14 protein-coding genes are annotated in these 15387 nt (G+C 62.5%); 12 read left to right on the top strand and 2 right to left on the bottom strand.

Annotation, left to right across the window (positions count from 1 at the left end; genetic code table 11):
- Window position 1: 1 nt before the first annotated feature.
- Window positions 2-1387: a tryptophanase gene (locus tag HY921_06920; GenBank protein MBI5630599.1), complete on the bottom strand. Its 1386-nt coding sequence runs from the start codon at window positions 1385-1387 to the stop codon at window positions 2-4.
- Window positions 1388-1392: 5 nt separating this feature from the next.
- Entirely contained in the window at window positions 1393-1728 is a 336-nt protein-coding gene (locus HY921_06915) for a DUF971 domain-containing protein (protein ID MBI5630598.1), read from the bottom strand.
- Window positions 1729-1800: 72 nt separating this feature from the next.
- On the opposite strand from HY921_06915, the gene HY921_06910 reads away from it, so the two are divergent.
- The 12 genes from HY921_06910 (at window position 1801) to HY921_06855 (ending at window position 15340) form a co-directional block, all read left to right on the top strand.
- Complete coding sequence (locus tag HY921_06910) at window positions 1801-2658, top strand: peptidyl-prolyl cis-trans isomerase (protein ID MBI5630597.1); 858 nt, start codon at window positions 1801-1803, stop codon at window positions 2656-2658.
- A gap of 88 nt (window positions 2659-2746) precedes the next feature.
- Window positions 2747-5722 (top strand): hypothetical protein, encoded by a 2976-nt coding sequence (locus HY921_06905; GenBank protein MBI5630596.1) that lies wholly within the window; start codon window positions 2747-2749, stop codon window positions 5720-5722.
- Window positions 5723-5726: 4 nt separating this feature from the next.
- Window positions 5727-7511 carry a DUF885 domain-containing protein gene (locus tag HY921_06900; protein ID MBI5630595.1) on the top strand — a complete coding sequence of 595 codons (1785 nt, stop codon included), beginning with the start codon at window positions 5727-5729 and terminating at the stop codon, window positions 7509-7511.
- Window positions 7508-8386: a DMT family transporter gene (locus HY921_06895; protein ID MBI5630594.1), complete on the top strand. Its 879-nt coding sequence runs from the start codon at window positions 7508-7510 to the stop codon at window positions 8384-8386. The genes HY921_06900 and HY921_06895 overlap by 4 nt, the downstream gene beginning before the upstream one ends.
- 7 nt (window positions 8387-8393) lie before the next feature.
- Window positions 8394-8681: a (2Fe-2S) ferredoxin domain-containing protein gene (locus tag HY921_06890; protein ID MBI5630593.1), complete on the top strand. Its 288-nt coding sequence runs from the start codon at window positions 8394-8396 to the stop codon at window positions 8679-8681.
- A 38-nt stretch (window positions 8682-8719) separates the two neighbouring features.
- Window positions 8720-9106 (top strand): response regulator, encoded by a 387-nt coding sequence (locus HY921_06885; GenBank protein ID MBI5630592.1) that lies wholly within the window; start codon window positions 8720-8722, stop codon window positions 9104-9106.
- Window positions 9103-9471, top strand: a complete 369-nt coding sequence (locus HY921_06880) for a response regulator (protein MBI5630591.1) — start codon at window positions 9103-9105, stop codon at window positions 9469-9471. The genes HY921_06885 and HY921_06880 overlap by 4 nt, the downstream gene beginning before the upstream one ends.
- Window positions 9471-10223: a HEAT repeat domain-containing protein gene (locus HY921_06875; protein MBI5630590.1), complete on the top strand. Its 753-nt coding sequence runs from the start codon at window positions 9471-9473 to the stop codon at window positions 10221-10223. The genes HY921_06880 and HY921_06875 overlap by 1 nt, the downstream gene beginning before the upstream one ends.
- On the top strand, window positions 10223-11665 hold the full coding sequence (locus HY921_06870) for a glycosyltransferase family 2 protein (GenBank protein ID MBI5630589.1): 1443 nt from the start codon (window positions 10223-10225) through the stop codon (window positions 11663-11665). The genes HY921_06875 and HY921_06870 overlap by 1 nt, the downstream gene beginning before the upstream one ends.
- Before the next feature lie 28 nt (window positions 11666-11693).
- Window positions 11694-13535 carry a hypothetical protein gene (locus tag HY921_06865; protein ID MBI5630588.1) on the top strand — a complete coding sequence of 614 codons (1842 nt, stop codon included), beginning with the start codon at window positions 11694-11696 and terminating at the stop codon, window positions 13533-13535.
- A gap of 96 nt (window positions 13536-13631) precedes the next feature.
- The gene (locus HY921_06860) at window positions 13632-14498 is read left to right on the top strand and encodes a hypothetical protein (GenBank protein ID MBI5630587.1); all 867 of its coding nucleotides are present in this window, start codon (window positions 13632-13634) and stop codon (window positions 14496-14498) included.
- A 50-nt stretch (window positions 14499-14548) separates the two neighbouring features.
- Window positions 14549-15340 (top strand): hypothetical protein, encoded by a 792-nt coding sequence (locus HY921_06855; protein MBI5630586.1) that lies wholly within the window; start codon window positions 14549-14551, stop codon window positions 15338-15340.
- Window positions 15341-15387: the final 47 nt, after the last annotated feature.

The raw sequence follows: 15387 nt of genomic DNA, 5'->3' as shown, positions 1-15387 counted from the left end.
TCTACGCGGGCTCCGGCATGAGCTTGGCTGTGAAATGGGCGAGCGCGCAAGGACCTTCGAGAAGGCGCAGGGGCCGAAGGGAGCGCGCGCGGCGCGCGATGTCGGCAAAGACCTCGATCACGAAATCGATGTGGCTTTGGGTGTAGACCCGGCGGGGAAGCGCCAAGCGCAGGAGTTCCATGGGCGCGGGCACGAAGGCCGCGCCGCTCCCCTTGCCGAACATCAAGGAGCCGATCTCCACGGCCCGTATCCCGGCCGTCAAGTACAGCTCGCAGGCCAAGACTTGGCCCGGATAGCCGGAGCACGGGATATGCGGCAGGAATTTCTTGGCGTTGACGTAGACCGCGTGTCCCCCGGGAGGCTCGACGATGGGCACCCCGGCCCGGCGCAGGCCGTCTCCCAGGTATTCCACGGAGCGCAGACGGTAGGCGAGGTATTCCTCATCGAGAATCTCCTCGAGGCCGCGAGCCATGGCCTCGAGATCCCGGCCGGCCAGGCCTCCGTAGGTGGGAAAGCCCTCGCCCAAGATCAGGAGCTCCCTGGCCTTGCGCACCCAGGTCGGGTCGTTCAAGGCCAGGAACCCCCCGATATTGACCAAGGCGTCCTTCTTGGCGCTCATGAGGCAGCCCGAGGCGTGGGAGAACATCTCGCGCGCGATTTCACGGGCCGGGCGGGTCGCGTAGCCGGGTTCCCTCTTCTTGATGAAGAATGCGTTTTCCGCGAAGCGGGCCGCGTCCAGGAACACCGGGATCCCGTAATGGCGCGCGATCCCGGAGACTTCCCGCAGGTTGCGCATGGACACGGGCTGGCCGCCCAGGGAGTTGTTGGTCGCGGTCATGATGATGAGCGGGATGCGCTCGGGGCCCAGCTCACGGATCTTGGACTCCAGGGCCCGCAAGTCCATGTCGCCCTTGAAAGGCCCGGGCCGGTCGAAGTCCCAGGCCTCGGGCACGGGCAGATCCAGGGCCGAGGCGCCGCTGGCCTCCACGTTGGCCCGGGTGGTGTCGAAATGGGAGTTGGAAATGACGGTCTTTCCGGGACCCGCCACCACGCTCATCAAGATGCGCTCGGCCGCACGGCCCTGATGAACGGGCAGGATCGTCTTGTAGCCGGTGAGCTCCCGCACCGCTTTCTCGAAGAGATAGAAGCTGCGCGCCCCGGCGTAGGACTCGTCCCCCCTCATGAGGCAGGCCCATTGCTCGGAGGACATGGCCGAGGTGCCGGAGTCGGTTAGGAGGTCTATGAGCACCTTGTCGGCCGGAATGCCGAATATATTATAGAAAGCCCGGCGCAGGGCCTCCTCTCGCTCGGCCCGGGTGGTCAGGCCCAGCGGCTCCACGGACTTGATTCGGAAGGGCTCGATGATGGTCTTCCAATGCCCGTCCATGAACCTCAATTGGTCTCGGAGCCCGAGTGGTAGGAGCACTCTGGACAACGGCAGAGCTTGCGCAAGACCTCGAAGGAGTATATCCCCGTGCCGTGCCCGTCGGAAAACGAGAAGGAAAGGGCGTACTGCCCCACCGTCTCGACGCGGGAGGACTTGGTGTCGGCGGGAACGGTCTCGGGATCCAGGAGCGTCTCCCCGGACCATTCGTCGCGGCACGCGGCGCAGGGGCAATTCTGGCGCAGGTATCGGAAGGTGTAGAGGCTTACGTGCTCGTCCTCCCAGGTGATGCGCAGGGAATCGTCGTCTATTTTCTCGATGCTTTTAGGGTCGCAGTTGATCATATCCCCGGTCTTGGCAGCCTTTTGAAGGATATTATATCATCGTAGCTTACGCAAGACGCCCAGGAGGCCTCCATGAAACCGTTCATCGCGTTCTTAGCCGCTTTTATGCCCCTGTCCGCATCGGCCCAGTCCGACCGAGAGGTCGTCAAGGTCAACGGAACCCCGATCCGGCAGTCCGAGGTGCTGGACCGCCTGTGGAAGCGCTACGGCCCGGAGACCCTCGAGGAGATGATCGATGAGCTCCTCCTGCGCCAGGCCTTCCAAAGCCGGAACCTCAAGGTCTCTCCCGCGGAGGTCGAGAAAAGAGTCGCCCGCATCCGCGGCTCCTTCGCCGACCCCAAGGTCTTCGAGAGCCAGCTCCAGCAATTCGGCTCCTCCCTGGAGAAATTCAAGGCCGAGGTTTCCGAACAGCTGTCCCAGGAGAAGCTGCTGATCCAAGAGCGCAAGCTCTCCGTCAATGAAGGCGAGCTCAAGAAGGCCTTCGAGGCCCGCCGAGAGGAGCTCGGAACCCCCGAGGCCGTGCACCTGAGGCACATGCTCGTCAAGTCCGAGGCCGAGGCCAGGGAGCTCGCGGCGAAAATCCAGAAAGGCGCCGATTTCGCGGCCTTGGCCCGGGAGAAATCCATAGCCCCCACGGGAAAGCTCACCGGCGGCGACTATGGCTTCGTCTCGCGCGGCATGCTCCCTCCAGACATCGAGACCATCGCCTTCGCCATGAAGAAAGAGGAGATCAAGCTCCTTCCCACGGCCAAGGGCTTCCACCTCCTGCAGGCCCTCGACAAGAAACCCGCCGTGCCCGCCGAGTACGGCAAGGTCAAGGACGACCTGCGCCAGATGCTCCTCCAGGAGAAGGTCAAGGCGGCCCTGCCCGACTACCTCAAGGACCTCCGCCAGAGGGCGGAGGTCAAGCCCCAAGCTGCTGGAACATAAGGCCTAATTTCGGATAGGCCCCCTGGCCCCAGGCTTTATGGGCCTTAGGCCAGCCTGCGGCCCCGCCGGCTTTGTTAGACTATGCCCCATGCCGGCATGGTTTCTTTTCTTCGGCTTGTGGGTTTGCCTCGCCTCGCAGGGCCGGGCCGGGGGATTGGACGCCCCCAGGCCGCTCCCCTCGGCCAAATATGAAACGCGCTTGAGCGCCCCCATGCCGGCGCCGGAGCTGACGCGTGCGGAGTTCCTGCGCCTGTCGCTCAAAACCGCATGGCCGAGCCGTGCCTACGCCGTTTCGGCCGGGCGCGCGCTGGTCTTGCCCCAGCTAGAAGACGCCCCATTTGAGACTCAAATCGCGCCCTTCGCCCAAGTTTTCGACGCCGCGCCTCCCGAGCCTCATGCCGCTGCGGAGCCGCCCAGGACTCTCGCGCCCGACGACGGAGGCGGCGACGGCTACTCCTACGAGAAGCTGACGTTCCACGGCAGGGAATACCGGTCCCTGTACCTGCGGCCCAATGTCCCGATCAAGCCGGACGTCATTTCCCTAATAGATTCGGCCGAGAGCTCGCTCTATTTGGCCCTTTACGAGCTCAAGGACCGCGACATCCTGGACGCTCTCCTGCGGGCCCGCCAGCGCGGGGTCGAGGTCCACATCCTGCTCGATTTCTCCAATGTCTTCCCCAGCTACGACCCCGAATCCGACTACAATCTCAAGCGCAGCCAAGAGATATGGAGCCTCCTACGCTCCAATGAGGAGCAGAGCCTCGGCATCCATATACAGGTCCTGCGCGGCTTGGGCGAGTACGGGATCATGCACAACAAGATCATGCTCGTGGATCCCCCTCCCGCGCCGACTTTGCTGCAATCCTTGGTTTCCCGCCTCAAGGGCCGGCCCGCGCAATCCATAGCCTCTTTTGGCTCCTATAATTTCAGCAGAACCGCCGAGGATTCCCACCGGGAGAACTTCAACCTCACCATTGAACAGGAAAGGATCCAGGGCCTGATGCTCTACTGGAACTGGCTTTCCTCTCTCGGCCAGGAGGTCGCCCTCGCCTCCAAGGCGACCGACTATAAATGGCCCAGGCGCCTGGCCTCGGTCCCTATCAAGCTCCGCCCGAGCGTGCCCCTCAACGACCTCAAGCTCCCGGCCATCGTATTCTCCCCGAGCCGCCTGGCCGACAAAACCCTTGAGGATTGGCGGGTCAAGGCCATCTTGGCCGCCCGCAAGAGCATCAAAATATCGGCCTTCGCCCTGCGCTCGCGGCGGATCGTGGAGGCCCTGCGCCAGGCCCATGTAGAACGGGGAGTGGAGGTGGAGGTTGTCGTTGACGAGAGGCAAGCCCAGGAAGCCGCGTTCGCGCCCTTCGTGCAATGGCTGGCCTACCACGGCATCCCCATAAAAACGCTTTCCGGCCCCAACCCGATGAGCGATTTTCCCTTGGCCCAAAAAAACCACCACAAGCTCATGATTCTGGACGGGCTGGTGGTCGAGACCGGCTCGGGAAACCATACCATCCACGCCTCCTTGGCCAACTTCGAGAATATCCACTATATCAATAGGAAAAAAACGGTTCTAGGCTACGTTTTCGCTTTCCGCTACATGTGGGGCTCGCCGTTGGCCCAGGACGTGCCCAGGCCGGGGGAGGAGCCGCTGCTTCCCAGCGACGAGGAGTTGGAGCGCGAGGCTCTGAAGGAAGCCTCGCCTTGGCGGCCTTGGCCCTCCTTCCCGAGGCCGCGGGACGGGATCAAGGCCAGGACCTTCGCCTTCAACGGCGTCGAAAGCCCGATCTACTCCCACCGCCCCGACGAGCCGGTGGAAAGGCTCTTCGTCTCTCATATCGACGCGGCCCAAAAATCCGTGAGGGTTTCCATCTACGAGCTCAACCAGCCCGGTGTACTCGAGGCCCTGCGCCGGGCCCGCGAGCGAGGAATTAAGATCGAGATAGTCGCGGACTACTCGCACGTCTATACCTCGGGGATGGACCACACGGGCAAGCCCCGCATGCCCAGCCCCGAGATTCTGGCCTTGATCAAGGAAAAGTTCGACATCTTGGTGTTGAAGGGAGAGAACAACGGGATTCAGCACACCAAAATCCTCCTCGTGGACGCGGAGGAGTCGAGCCTGACCGAGGAAGAGGGAAGCAACGGCCTCGCCATCTTCGGCTCCTACAATCTGACTCCTCAGAGCGAGAATGAGCATTTCGAGAACGTCGTGCTCTTGGCCCAGCCCCATTCGACCGCGCGCCTGGCCGGCTATTTCCGCTACATGCGGGGCCTGGCCAAGCCCGTGGACATGGACAAGCTCCAAAAGGTGCTGGACCGCGGGGCTCTGAAGGCGGGTTTGGAGCACTTCGCGCAGAAACTGCAGTCTTTTGGCCGGGATATGCTCAACAGACTCCCCCATTCCCTCCGCCCCGACTTGCGCGAAGGACTAATCTCAAAAATACCGCCCTTCCCCGAGGACGACCTTAAACCCGTCGAATTCCGGGGCGAGCGCTTCAGCCAGGTTTACGTCTCTCCCCGGGGAGGGATTGAGAAGACTCTTCTTAGCGTCACCCGGCTCGCCCAAGAATCCCTGGATGTCGCGATGTTCGCGTATTACTCGGAGCCCCTGGCCAAGGCATTGGCCGCGGCGCAAAAACGCGGAGTGGTGGTCCGGGTTATTCTGGACGCCGGCCAGGCCAAGCTCGCCAAGATCGAGGGCGTGCCCGTGGCTAAATGGATGAAGGAGAACAATATCCAGGTGCGCCTCATCAACGGCCCCGATCCCAACGGGGACCCCATGTTCCAAAAACAGCACAACAAGATCCTGGTCGCGGACAAGTCCTTGGTCATCACCGGCTCGGCCAACGCCTCGGTCCCGGCCGACCTGCACAACTTCGACGTCATCGCGCTTCTTCCCAGCGATCCCGCCGACCCAAGCGGCTACGCGGCGGGCTACCTCGACATGCTCGACCGGCTCTTCACGTTGGGCCGGACCACCTTCCCCGACCCCGGGCTCGCGGCGGCCGGGCTCGATCTCGCTCGAAACCTGGCCGCGCGCGCTTTGGCGGCCCTGAGGAATTAATCCCATGAACCTATTGTTATGGGTATTGCTGATCTTACGCCTGGGTTCCACTGCCTGGGCACAAGCAACGGGGCCTACGGCCCCGGCGCAAGAAGCGACTTCCAAACAAATTTTCACCGAACGCTCCCATGACTTCGAACAGCTCGCCGCCGACTACTGGGAAACGAGGATGCGCCTCGATCCCCTGCTGGCGACTTTCGTCAGCCACCCGCGCTACCATGACAAGCTCGAGGACATCGGCCCGGAGGGGCGGAAAGCCAAGCGCCAGGCGTTCCAGGATATCCTGGAACGCCTCAAAGACATAGACCGCGAGCGGCTCTCGGAAAGCGAGAAACTCAGCTGGGACATCTTGAAGCTCGAGATCGAGCGCCGCCTCCAGGAGGCCCGCCACAAGTTCTATCAGTGGGACGTGGACCACATGGACGGCCCGCAGACCTGGATCGCGACCGTGGTGGAGGTGGCCCAGCCCATGAGAACCTCCTCCGACGCCGAGGCCATGCTCTCCCGCATGGCCGAGATTCCCCTTTACTTCTCCAGGCATATCGAGAATCTGAGGGAAGGCCTGCGGGAAGGGCGCGTCGCGGCCCGGGTTCCGGTGGACAAGACCGTCGCCCAGTTGGAATCCATCCTGAAGACCCCGGCCGACCAGAGCCCCTACGCCGCGGCCGGGCGCAGGCTCCCCTTGGTCCTCAAGGGCAAGTACTTGGCCAAGATCGCGGCGGCGGTAAGGGAGAAGGTCTATCCCGCCTACGCGGAATACCTGGACTTCCTCAAGAACGAATACCGCTCCAGGGCTCGGACCGAGGGTATCGGCCTCTCCAGCCTGCCGGGAGGAGAGGCGGCCTATCGCTTCAAAATACTTTACCATACCACTCTCGCCAAAACCCCGGAGGAGCTTCATGAGACGGGCCGGGCCGAGCTCAAGTCCATCCGGGCGGAGATGGAGGCCATCGCGACCCGCATGGGCCATGACGGGGGCCTGGCATCCTTCCTGGAGGCGGTGCGCCGCGATCCGCGCAACTTCTTCAAGACCCGGGAGGAAATCCTAGAGACGGCCAAGACCTTGGTTTCGAGCGCCACGGCGAGGCTCCCCCAATATTTCGGGCTCCTGCCGCGCACTCCCCTCGTGGTCAAGCCGATCGAGGATTACAAGGAGAAAAACGACGTCGCCGCGCGCTATTTCCAGCCTCCGGATGACCTCTCTCGCCCGGGAATCTATTACATCAACACTTACGAGCCCGAGACTCGGCCTCGCTTCAGCATGATCAGCCTGGCCGCCCACGAAGGCGTGCCCGGGCACCACCTTCAGCTGACTTTGGCCCAGGAGCAGAGAAGCCTTCCGACCTTCCGGCGCCAGGCGGACTTCACGGCCTTCGTGGAGGGCTGGGCCCTTTACAGCGAGCGTCTCGTCGAGGAGATGGGGCTCTACCCGGACGATCTCTCCAGGGTGGGCATGCTCTCGGACCAGGCCTTGCGCGCCTGCCGCCTGGTCGTGGACACCGGCATCCACTCAATGAATTGGAGCCGCCGCCAAGCCATAGACTTCATGAAGGAGAATACACCCATGTCCGAGGCCGAGATCACGGCCGAGGTGGACCGCTACATCATCTGGCCGGGCCAGGCCCTGGCCTACAAGGTGGGCCAGCGGGAGATTCTGGCCCTGAGGCATGAGTCCGAAGCCCGGCTGGGGCCCAGTTTCGACATCAAGGCCTTCCATGACGCCGTGCTCAAGAACGGTGCTGTGCCCCTCTCGATCCTTCGCCGAACCGTTCTCGGAAACGCTCTTTGATAAGGCCGCTTCCTTCGCTCCTCCTGGCCTGGGTCCTGACCTCCCTTTGGCCCATCATCGGCAAGGCTGGGACCGAGCGCTTCGACCCAATCCTCTTCATACAGGCGGGCACCGCGCTGGGGCTCTTAGCCCTGGCGCCCTGGCTGGGCCGCCGGCGCTGGGAAATGATCCTCTCCAGGGAGCTTAGGTTCTCCTTCTTCATGATGGGCTTCTTCGCGACGGGCATGTCCTCGTTCATCTTCATCACGGCTTTGCGCTACACCTCGCCCTCCAACGCGGCCATCATGGCTCAAGTGGAGGTTCTCTACTCGGCCTTGCTCTGCGCGTGGCTTCTCAAGGAAAGGATCACGCCCGCGCAGGGCCTGGCCAGCCTCATGGTCCTTCTCGGCACGGGGTGCATCATGGTCCAAGACCTGACCAGCCTGCGCTGGAAAGGGGATTTGATGATTCTCCTCAGCCCTTGGATGTTCCAGGTCTCCCACATCTACGCCAAGCGCCTGCCGGCCGACATAGATGCCGTGACGATCACCGCGGGGCGCCTGTTTTACGGCGTCTTGACCTTGGTCCCCCTTTCCCTATGGGCCCTGTCCCGCGGCCCGCGGTGGAGCTGGGAACCCGCGGCCCTGGGAATCCTCGCGGCCCAGGCCCTGGGGCAAAACTGCCTCAACCATCTCTTCTGGTACGGCGCCATCCGGCGCCTGGAACTGGCCAAGGCCACGGCCATCATCCTCTCCTACCCGGCCCTGACCGTGATTTTCTCCTGGCTCCTTGGGCGCGACAGCCTGGGGATCGTCCAGCTCCTGGGGCTGGGGCTCACTTTGGGCGGAGCCTATTGGATTTCCTGGCTGACCCGCGAAAAACAATTGGTACAATAACGAGGGTATGGAAAAAAAAATCATCCCCTACCGAAAGACCATATTCGTCTGCACCAACAAGCGAGATGATGGGCGCTCGGCCTGCGCCAACCCGGGAAGAGGGGGGGATGAAATCTACGAAGCCCTCAAGCGGGAAGTCAAGAAAGCCGGCCTCAAGGGACAGGTTCGGGTCGTGCGCTCCGGCTGCCTCGACCTTTGCGAGCGCGGACCCAACCTCTTCATCTATCCCTCTGGAGAGTGGCGCTGCTCTGCCTCCATAGAGGACATCCCCGAACTTTTAAAGGAAATGCTATAAACTGGTGCGAACTTGGTGTCAACTGACACCAAATTCAAATGGCGAAAATACTGGTAGTTGACGACGAGGAAGCGATCGTGACGCTGGTGAAGTTCATCCTTGAGAAGGCGGGGCACGATGTGGACTCGGCTTACAACGGGGCCGAGGCCTTGCGCAAGCTGGGCATCACCCCCGACTCCCCTGGGGCTGCCCTTCCCGACTTGATGATCCTGGACGTGATGATGCCGGTGGTGGACGGCTACACGGTGGCCATCACCGTCAAGAACCATGAGCGGACCGGGCGCCTGCCGCTGCTGGTCCTGACGGCCAAGGGCGACACCCGACATCTCTTCGAGGCCATTCCCTCGGTGGCCGGCTTCTTCCAAAAGCCCTTCGAGCCCAAGCACCTGCGCGACTGCGTCGCCTCGGCCCTAACCCGCAAATGACGCAAAGTCCAAAGAAGATACTGATCTTCGAGGACAACCCAAACATCCAGGCGCTACTGAGGATTTTCTTCCAGAAGCGCGGCTATGAGGTGTTCTTCTCGGACGACGGCTCCGACGCGCTGGCCCTGGTTCAAGACCTCAAGCCTTCTCTCGTGCTCATGGACATCATCATGCCCGGAGTGGATGGTCTCGAGGCCCTCAAGGAGCTGAGGGAGGGCGGCGTCGCGATTCCAGTCGTCATTCTGAGCTCCAAGGATTCCGGCGAAGACAAGAAGAGATGCCTGGCCGCCGGGGCCAACGCATACCTCATCAAGCCATTCAATCCCAAGGAATTGGAACAAACCATCAAAACCTTCCTATCGTAATGTCCTCTCTTTGGTCGGAAAGGACTTTCCACAAAATCACCGCCGCCCTTCAAGGACATGTCAGCCTGCAGTTCGTGGTGATGACGAGCGTAACCTTGTTTTGGCTGGCGGCGCTGCTGTCCGCCACCCTCCTCCTTCTTAGAACCTATCACCGCCTGCGCGAAAAATACAGAGAGGGACGTAAAACTCTCTATAGGCCGGGAGTTGAAATGGCAGTTCTGGAGGCCCCCCTTGCCGAGATCGTCCTGGCCCTTCGCCCCAAGCGCTGGGGCGAAGCGGAGATAGTCCAGGAGGTTGTCCTGGATGCGATGCGCCATCTGCTCGGGCCTCCCTTTCATCTGCTGCGTGAGGCGACCTTCGAGCTCCGACTGATGGAAAGAAACCTAAAGGCCCTGCGCTCACGAAGCCGGTTCCACCGGGGGCGGGCCATGAACGCGCTGGGACTCATGCGCTCAAGCCAGGCCATCGTCGGAATTCTCGACATTTTAGAGAACGAGCCCTTGGACATGAAACTGGTCGCGCTGCGGGCGCTGGCCTCGATAGGGGATCCCGCGGTGCTCCCCTACTTCATAAGGATCTCGGACCAACTCTCCCCGGCCATGATGGTGCGGCTGGCCTCGCTCATGCTCGAGTTCGGTCCGCCCGGGCGCAGGAAAATCACGGACCTCATCGGCCGCCACCCCGAGGCCTTCCCTCCGCGGGTGATGCAGGATTTCCTAAAGGAGCTGGCGGCCGACCTGGAAAAACTCTGATGGCGGAAATATTCTCCGACTTCGTCCATTGGCTCGAAATCTGCATCGTCTACTATTTCCTTTTCCTCAACGGCGTTTACATTTTCCTCTCCTTGGTCGCCTTCCGAGACGTCTACGCGCACCTCCTGCGCACCCTTTACAGCAATTACGAGGAGTTGAGCCGCAGTCCTCTCACACCCCCGATCTCCATCGTCGTCCCCGCTCACAACGAGGAGGTGGACATCGCGATCACCGTTAATAACCTGCTCCACCTGGACTACATGCGCTACGAGGTCATCGTGGTCAACGACGGCTCGAACGACAACACTCTCTCGGTACTGGAGAATACCTTCCAGCTCGAGCCGTGTCAGGATAAGCCCGCCGGAGGGCTTGCGACCAAGCCCATTCGCGGCGTCTACAAGAGCCGACGCCACCACCAACTGCTCGTGGTGGACAAGGAAAACGGCGGGAAGGCCGACGCATTGAACGTGGGGCTGGGATTTGCCCGCAATCCTTATTTTTGCTCCATTGATGCCGACGTGATCATGGAACCCGACGCCCTGCAGCGGGTTGTGCAGCCGATACTCGAGTCCCCCAAGCGCGTGATCGCCGTGGGCGGGATCGTGCGGGTGGCCAACGGCTGCCGCATCGAAAAAGGCCGCATCGCCGAGATATCCCTCAGCCAGAACATATTGGTCATTTTCCAGGTCATCGAGTACTTCCGGGCCTTCCTCTGCGGCCGCACGGGCTTTTCGCGCTTCAACGCCTTGATGATCATCTCCGGAGCCTTCGGCGTATTCGAGAAGGACCTCGTGATGGCCATCGGGGGCTATCGCAGGGACACGGTGGGCGAGGACATGGACCTGGTTACCCAACTGCACGCCCACATGCGCCGAACCGGGGATTCCAACTACCAGATTCGCTTCATCCCGGATCCCGTGTGCTGGACCGAGGTGCCTACCTCCATGAGTGTCCTGGCAAGGCAGAGGCGGCGTTGGCAGAAAGGCCTGCTCGAGGTGCTGGGAAAGAACGGCCAGATGTTCTTCAACCCACGCTATGGAGCGGTCGGCCTTTTCGCCTACCCGTTTCTCTACCTCTTTGAGGGCTGGGGCCTGATCTTGGAATGTCTGGGCTACCCCCTGATCCTGGCCCGGTGGCTCACGGGCTCGATCCAGACCGATTTCATGCTCGCCTTCCTGGCCGCCACCTTCCTGTGCGGCACGACCCTCTCGCTCACCGGACTCCTCCTCGGAGAAATGACGCCCCGCCGCTACCCCAAGACCTCCCAATGGACCCTTTTGGCCTTCTTCGCGCTTTTTGAAAACCTGGGATACAGACAATTCACCTCATTGCTGCGCATGTGGGGGATGGCGGACCACTTGAGGGGCGCCGGGGGGTGGGGCCGAATGGAGAGGCAGGGCTTCTTCATCAAGCGCTCCCAGCGAAAGGAGGCGCATACATGAAGCTCAACATACTTCCCGAGGAGCTTCTGTGCGGGCCGCCTCCGCGGCCGCGCGCATGAAACCGCGGCGGTTCTTCGCCGTCCTCTTCCTGCTGCTCGTCGCCGTCACGCTCCGGCGGCGGCTCAAGACCCCCCCCTCCGACCCGGAGTTGGGCTCTCCCAACGCTGAGTTGGAGGCTCTTTTCCCCGACCTCATGCCCCAGCAAGTCGCCATCCTTCTCCTCAATTCCACCCAGCAGGCCCTGCCGGTCAAGCGGAGCCTCGAGAGCGTGGGCGTACCCTTCACGGTAACCCGCGACCTGAAGACGGCTCTGCGCCACCGCCTCGTCTTCGTTCCTGGCAATGACCGACCCGTCCGCCTAGAGGAAGCGGACCAGGTCCGCCTCAAGGAGTTCGCCTCCAGGGGAGGCATTTTGATTCTCCAGACTCCGCTCGAGCATCCTTGGCCGGAACTGACCGGGCTGAAGGCGCTTTCGCCCAAGCGAACGCGGCGCCGGATGGCCTTCCTCGTCAAGGAGGATCCGGGATTCGTCTACCTTGACGAGCCGGAGGAAAGAGAAATCCCCCTGGCTGCCCCGGGAACTCGCGAGGGGATTTGGACGGTCGGGCTCCTGCCACAGGGAAAAACCAAGGTGCTGGCCGTCTTTCCCGACACCGGGGAAACCGCGATGCTCCGCCGCGACATCGGCGCCGGCGCGGTCTACACTTTGGGAGCGGACCTGCGCGACCTGGTGGTGAGGCCCCAGATCCGCAGGCATTTCGAGGCCCACCAGGGCCGCGGAGGCTTCGAGCCCGCGGCGGACGTCTGGGCTCTTATCCTCCGGGCCTGGTACGAGCGCTACACCCCCTCTTGGATCAGGGCCCGGCCCGCGCCGGCCCCTTATTCCGGCTGGCTCCTGCTCACCCATAACCTGGGTGAAGGCGCGTCTCTCGAGGCCGCCGAGGCCGTCGCGGCCGTGGAAAAGGCCAGGGGCGCGCGCGCCACGTTTTTCGTCCGGACCCAATACGCGAGCAGCGCCTCGGGCCTTCCCTTCGATTCACGGCTGTTGGGCGCTTTGCGGCGCCTGCGGAGCGCGGGCCACGAGCTGGCCAGCTCCGGCGTCTCGGCCAGCCCCGACTTCGAGGGGCTTCCCATGGGCTCGGGAGACGAAACGATGAACGCCTACGCCCCGGAAACGGACAGTCGGGGCCGCAGCTGGGGCGCTTCGCTTCTAGGAGAACTTATGGTCAGCAAGTCCTTGCTGGGGCATGCGGCTGGGGCGGCCTCGGTGACGGGCTTCCGAGGCCCGCAAGGGCCCTACCCGAGCCTTTTGGACCTGGCGCTCAAGCGCGCCGGCTACCGCTACGACTCCAGCTTCTCGTCCGCCGATTGCCTGACTCACTTCCCGTTTAGACTGATGAAGCGCCGCGGCATGGCGCGCGAAAGCGGGATCACGGAATGGCCCGTGGCCGCGGAGGGCGGGACTTCCCAGCGCGTCCTCGCGATTTTCCGCAAGATCGCGGCCAACGAAGGCGCCGCGGTCTGGAGCCTGACGCCGCGCCACAGCCGAGCCGACGCTGGCCTTTTGCGAGAGGTCCTCGACAAGGCTACCGCCTCTCTCAAGCCCGAGAGCCTCGCCGAGGCTTGGCGCTACGACTCCCTGCGCCGGGGCTCGCGCTTCTGGCTCGAGCGCGGCGGGAGCGCCGGAAAGTGGACCTTCCACCTTGGGCTTGCTCGCCCCGAGGCTGGGCTCTCCTTCGAGCTCGGGTCGCGGATCAAGTCCTGCGTCTCTCTTTCCAAGGGGGCGCGCTTGGCTTGCCGCGGCTCGGATTTGACGGTGGCCGACCCGGGTGGAGCCGTGAACCTTTCGGCCAGGCTCGAGCTCGAGTAGTCAATCCCCGCGACAGGCGCGGGCCGCTTTCACGTGACTCGCGCCGTTCCATTTATGGTAGGATACGCTCGAAATTGCCTCGCCCAGGAGATATATATGCGCTCAAGAACGCTCATGTTTCTAGTCTGCATCGCCGCCGGAGCCTCCAAACCGAACGCTCGCGCCTCCCAAACGGATCTCTCGGCAATGCGCCAGCTGATATCCAGCTCGCCGCTGACGTTCGCTCCCCAATCCTCGGCCGCCGGCAAGCCCGCGCCGTTAAGGATGCCGGGCGCGCTTCTGAGCGCGTCGTCGCTGGTGGACGGTCAGGGCCTCTCCGTGGCCGCCGTCGGCCAATACCAATGGATTCAAACGCAGACGTACGGAGAAGTCAAAGCGCGATTCGACGCCGCTGAGACCGGTTCCATGCCCAACGCCTACCATCAGAAGTCGTCGGACGCTTCGGTCGATGTTGACATGCATGTGGTCGGCCTGCCCATAAACGCCCGCCACAACCACGTCCATAGCGTGAACTACCCGGGAGACGGCGCGTTGGAGGGCTATTCATGGCTCTCGCTGCGCAACACCGGCGGCGGGCTCATGGTTCGAGTCAACCAACGCACGAAGCTTTATTATGAGGGCTTCAATTTCGACTGGAGCGTGAATTACGAAGCGGAAGCCGTCTTCAAGCAAGGCTCGTGGAAAGAGTATCAAGCCGGAAAGACCGTCGTCATCGAGCTGACCGAGGCCGGCCAAAAGGCCCTGGACAAGGCGCGTCGGCAAGAGCAGATCGACGTCATGGCCCATATAGAATCCAAAATCAAACGGGACCTGGCCTCCGTCGGCGTTCGCTTCGACGGTTGGACGGTCACGATCGCATCCCAAGGCCCGATGCGCCTGACAGGAAGCAAGAAACGCCTCTTCATGACGATTCCTCCCGCCGTTATTCGGCTGGAAGCCGTGCTCGACGCGCGAGGAAATTAAGCCGCAGCAGCGCGGCGCCCCGCGGGGCGCCGCGTCATTATTCGAGTTTTATGTCCGCTCCCGAGCCGCAAGCCCTGGAAGAGAAGATACGCATCCTCGAGCAGAGATTCCTGCAGTCCGCCGAGGAGCTCAAGGATCTTCGCCTCAAGCTCCTCCATGAAACCCAGGAGGAGCTGGCGGAGATACGCGATGAGTGGCACGGGGTCCACTATAAATGGTGGGTCGTCGCCCTTTCGGGGGTCCTCGCCCTGTTCGTCCTGTCCTACTGCCTCTACACCCAACTCGGCTGGGCCGCCGACCACCGGCACCTTCCCAGCGGCTCGGATTGGCTCCTGCAGCACCTGCCCGTGCTCAACGTGCTCCCCATGCTCTCCTGGGGCTGGCTCGGCCTGCACATTTTCGCCGGCGGGGCGGCGATCGCGTACTATCCCCGACGAATGCCGTTCCTGCTGTTTCTTCTGAGCGTCTTCATCACCGTGCGCAGCCTATTCATTTTCCTCTCCCCTATCGGCCCCCCCTCCGGCATGATGGACATGGGCCAGAGGGACTACCTTTTCTCCCACCTCATGGGGACCTGGACCTTTCAGAACGAGTTCGTCTTCTCTGGCCACACCTCGATTCCCTTTCTGTTCTTCCTCTTCTTCGAGACCCCGATCCTCAAGGGCGTCCTCCTCCTCGGCTCGATCGCCATGGGAGTCTGCGTCCTCCTCTCCCACAACCATTACAGCGTGGACGTCCTCGGGGCCTACTTCGTCTCCTACTCCATCTACGTCCTGAGCGGGAAGCTCTACTACGGCTACATCCGCCCCCTTTTCCAGCTCAAGCCCTCCCGCGTCCCTTAAAACATCTGACACCAAAACGTAACATCTTCCTTATAAAATCGTTAGCT

It is taken from the genome of Elusimicrobiota bacterium (assembly GCA_016218575.1).
In the GTDB taxonomy this organism is placed as follows: domain Bacteria; phylum Elusimicrobiota; class Elusimicrobia; order UBA1565; family UBA9628; genus JACRDN01.
The sequence above is the reverse complement of the archived record's forward strand: the minus strand, read 5'-3'. Positions and strand labels throughout refer to the sequence as shown.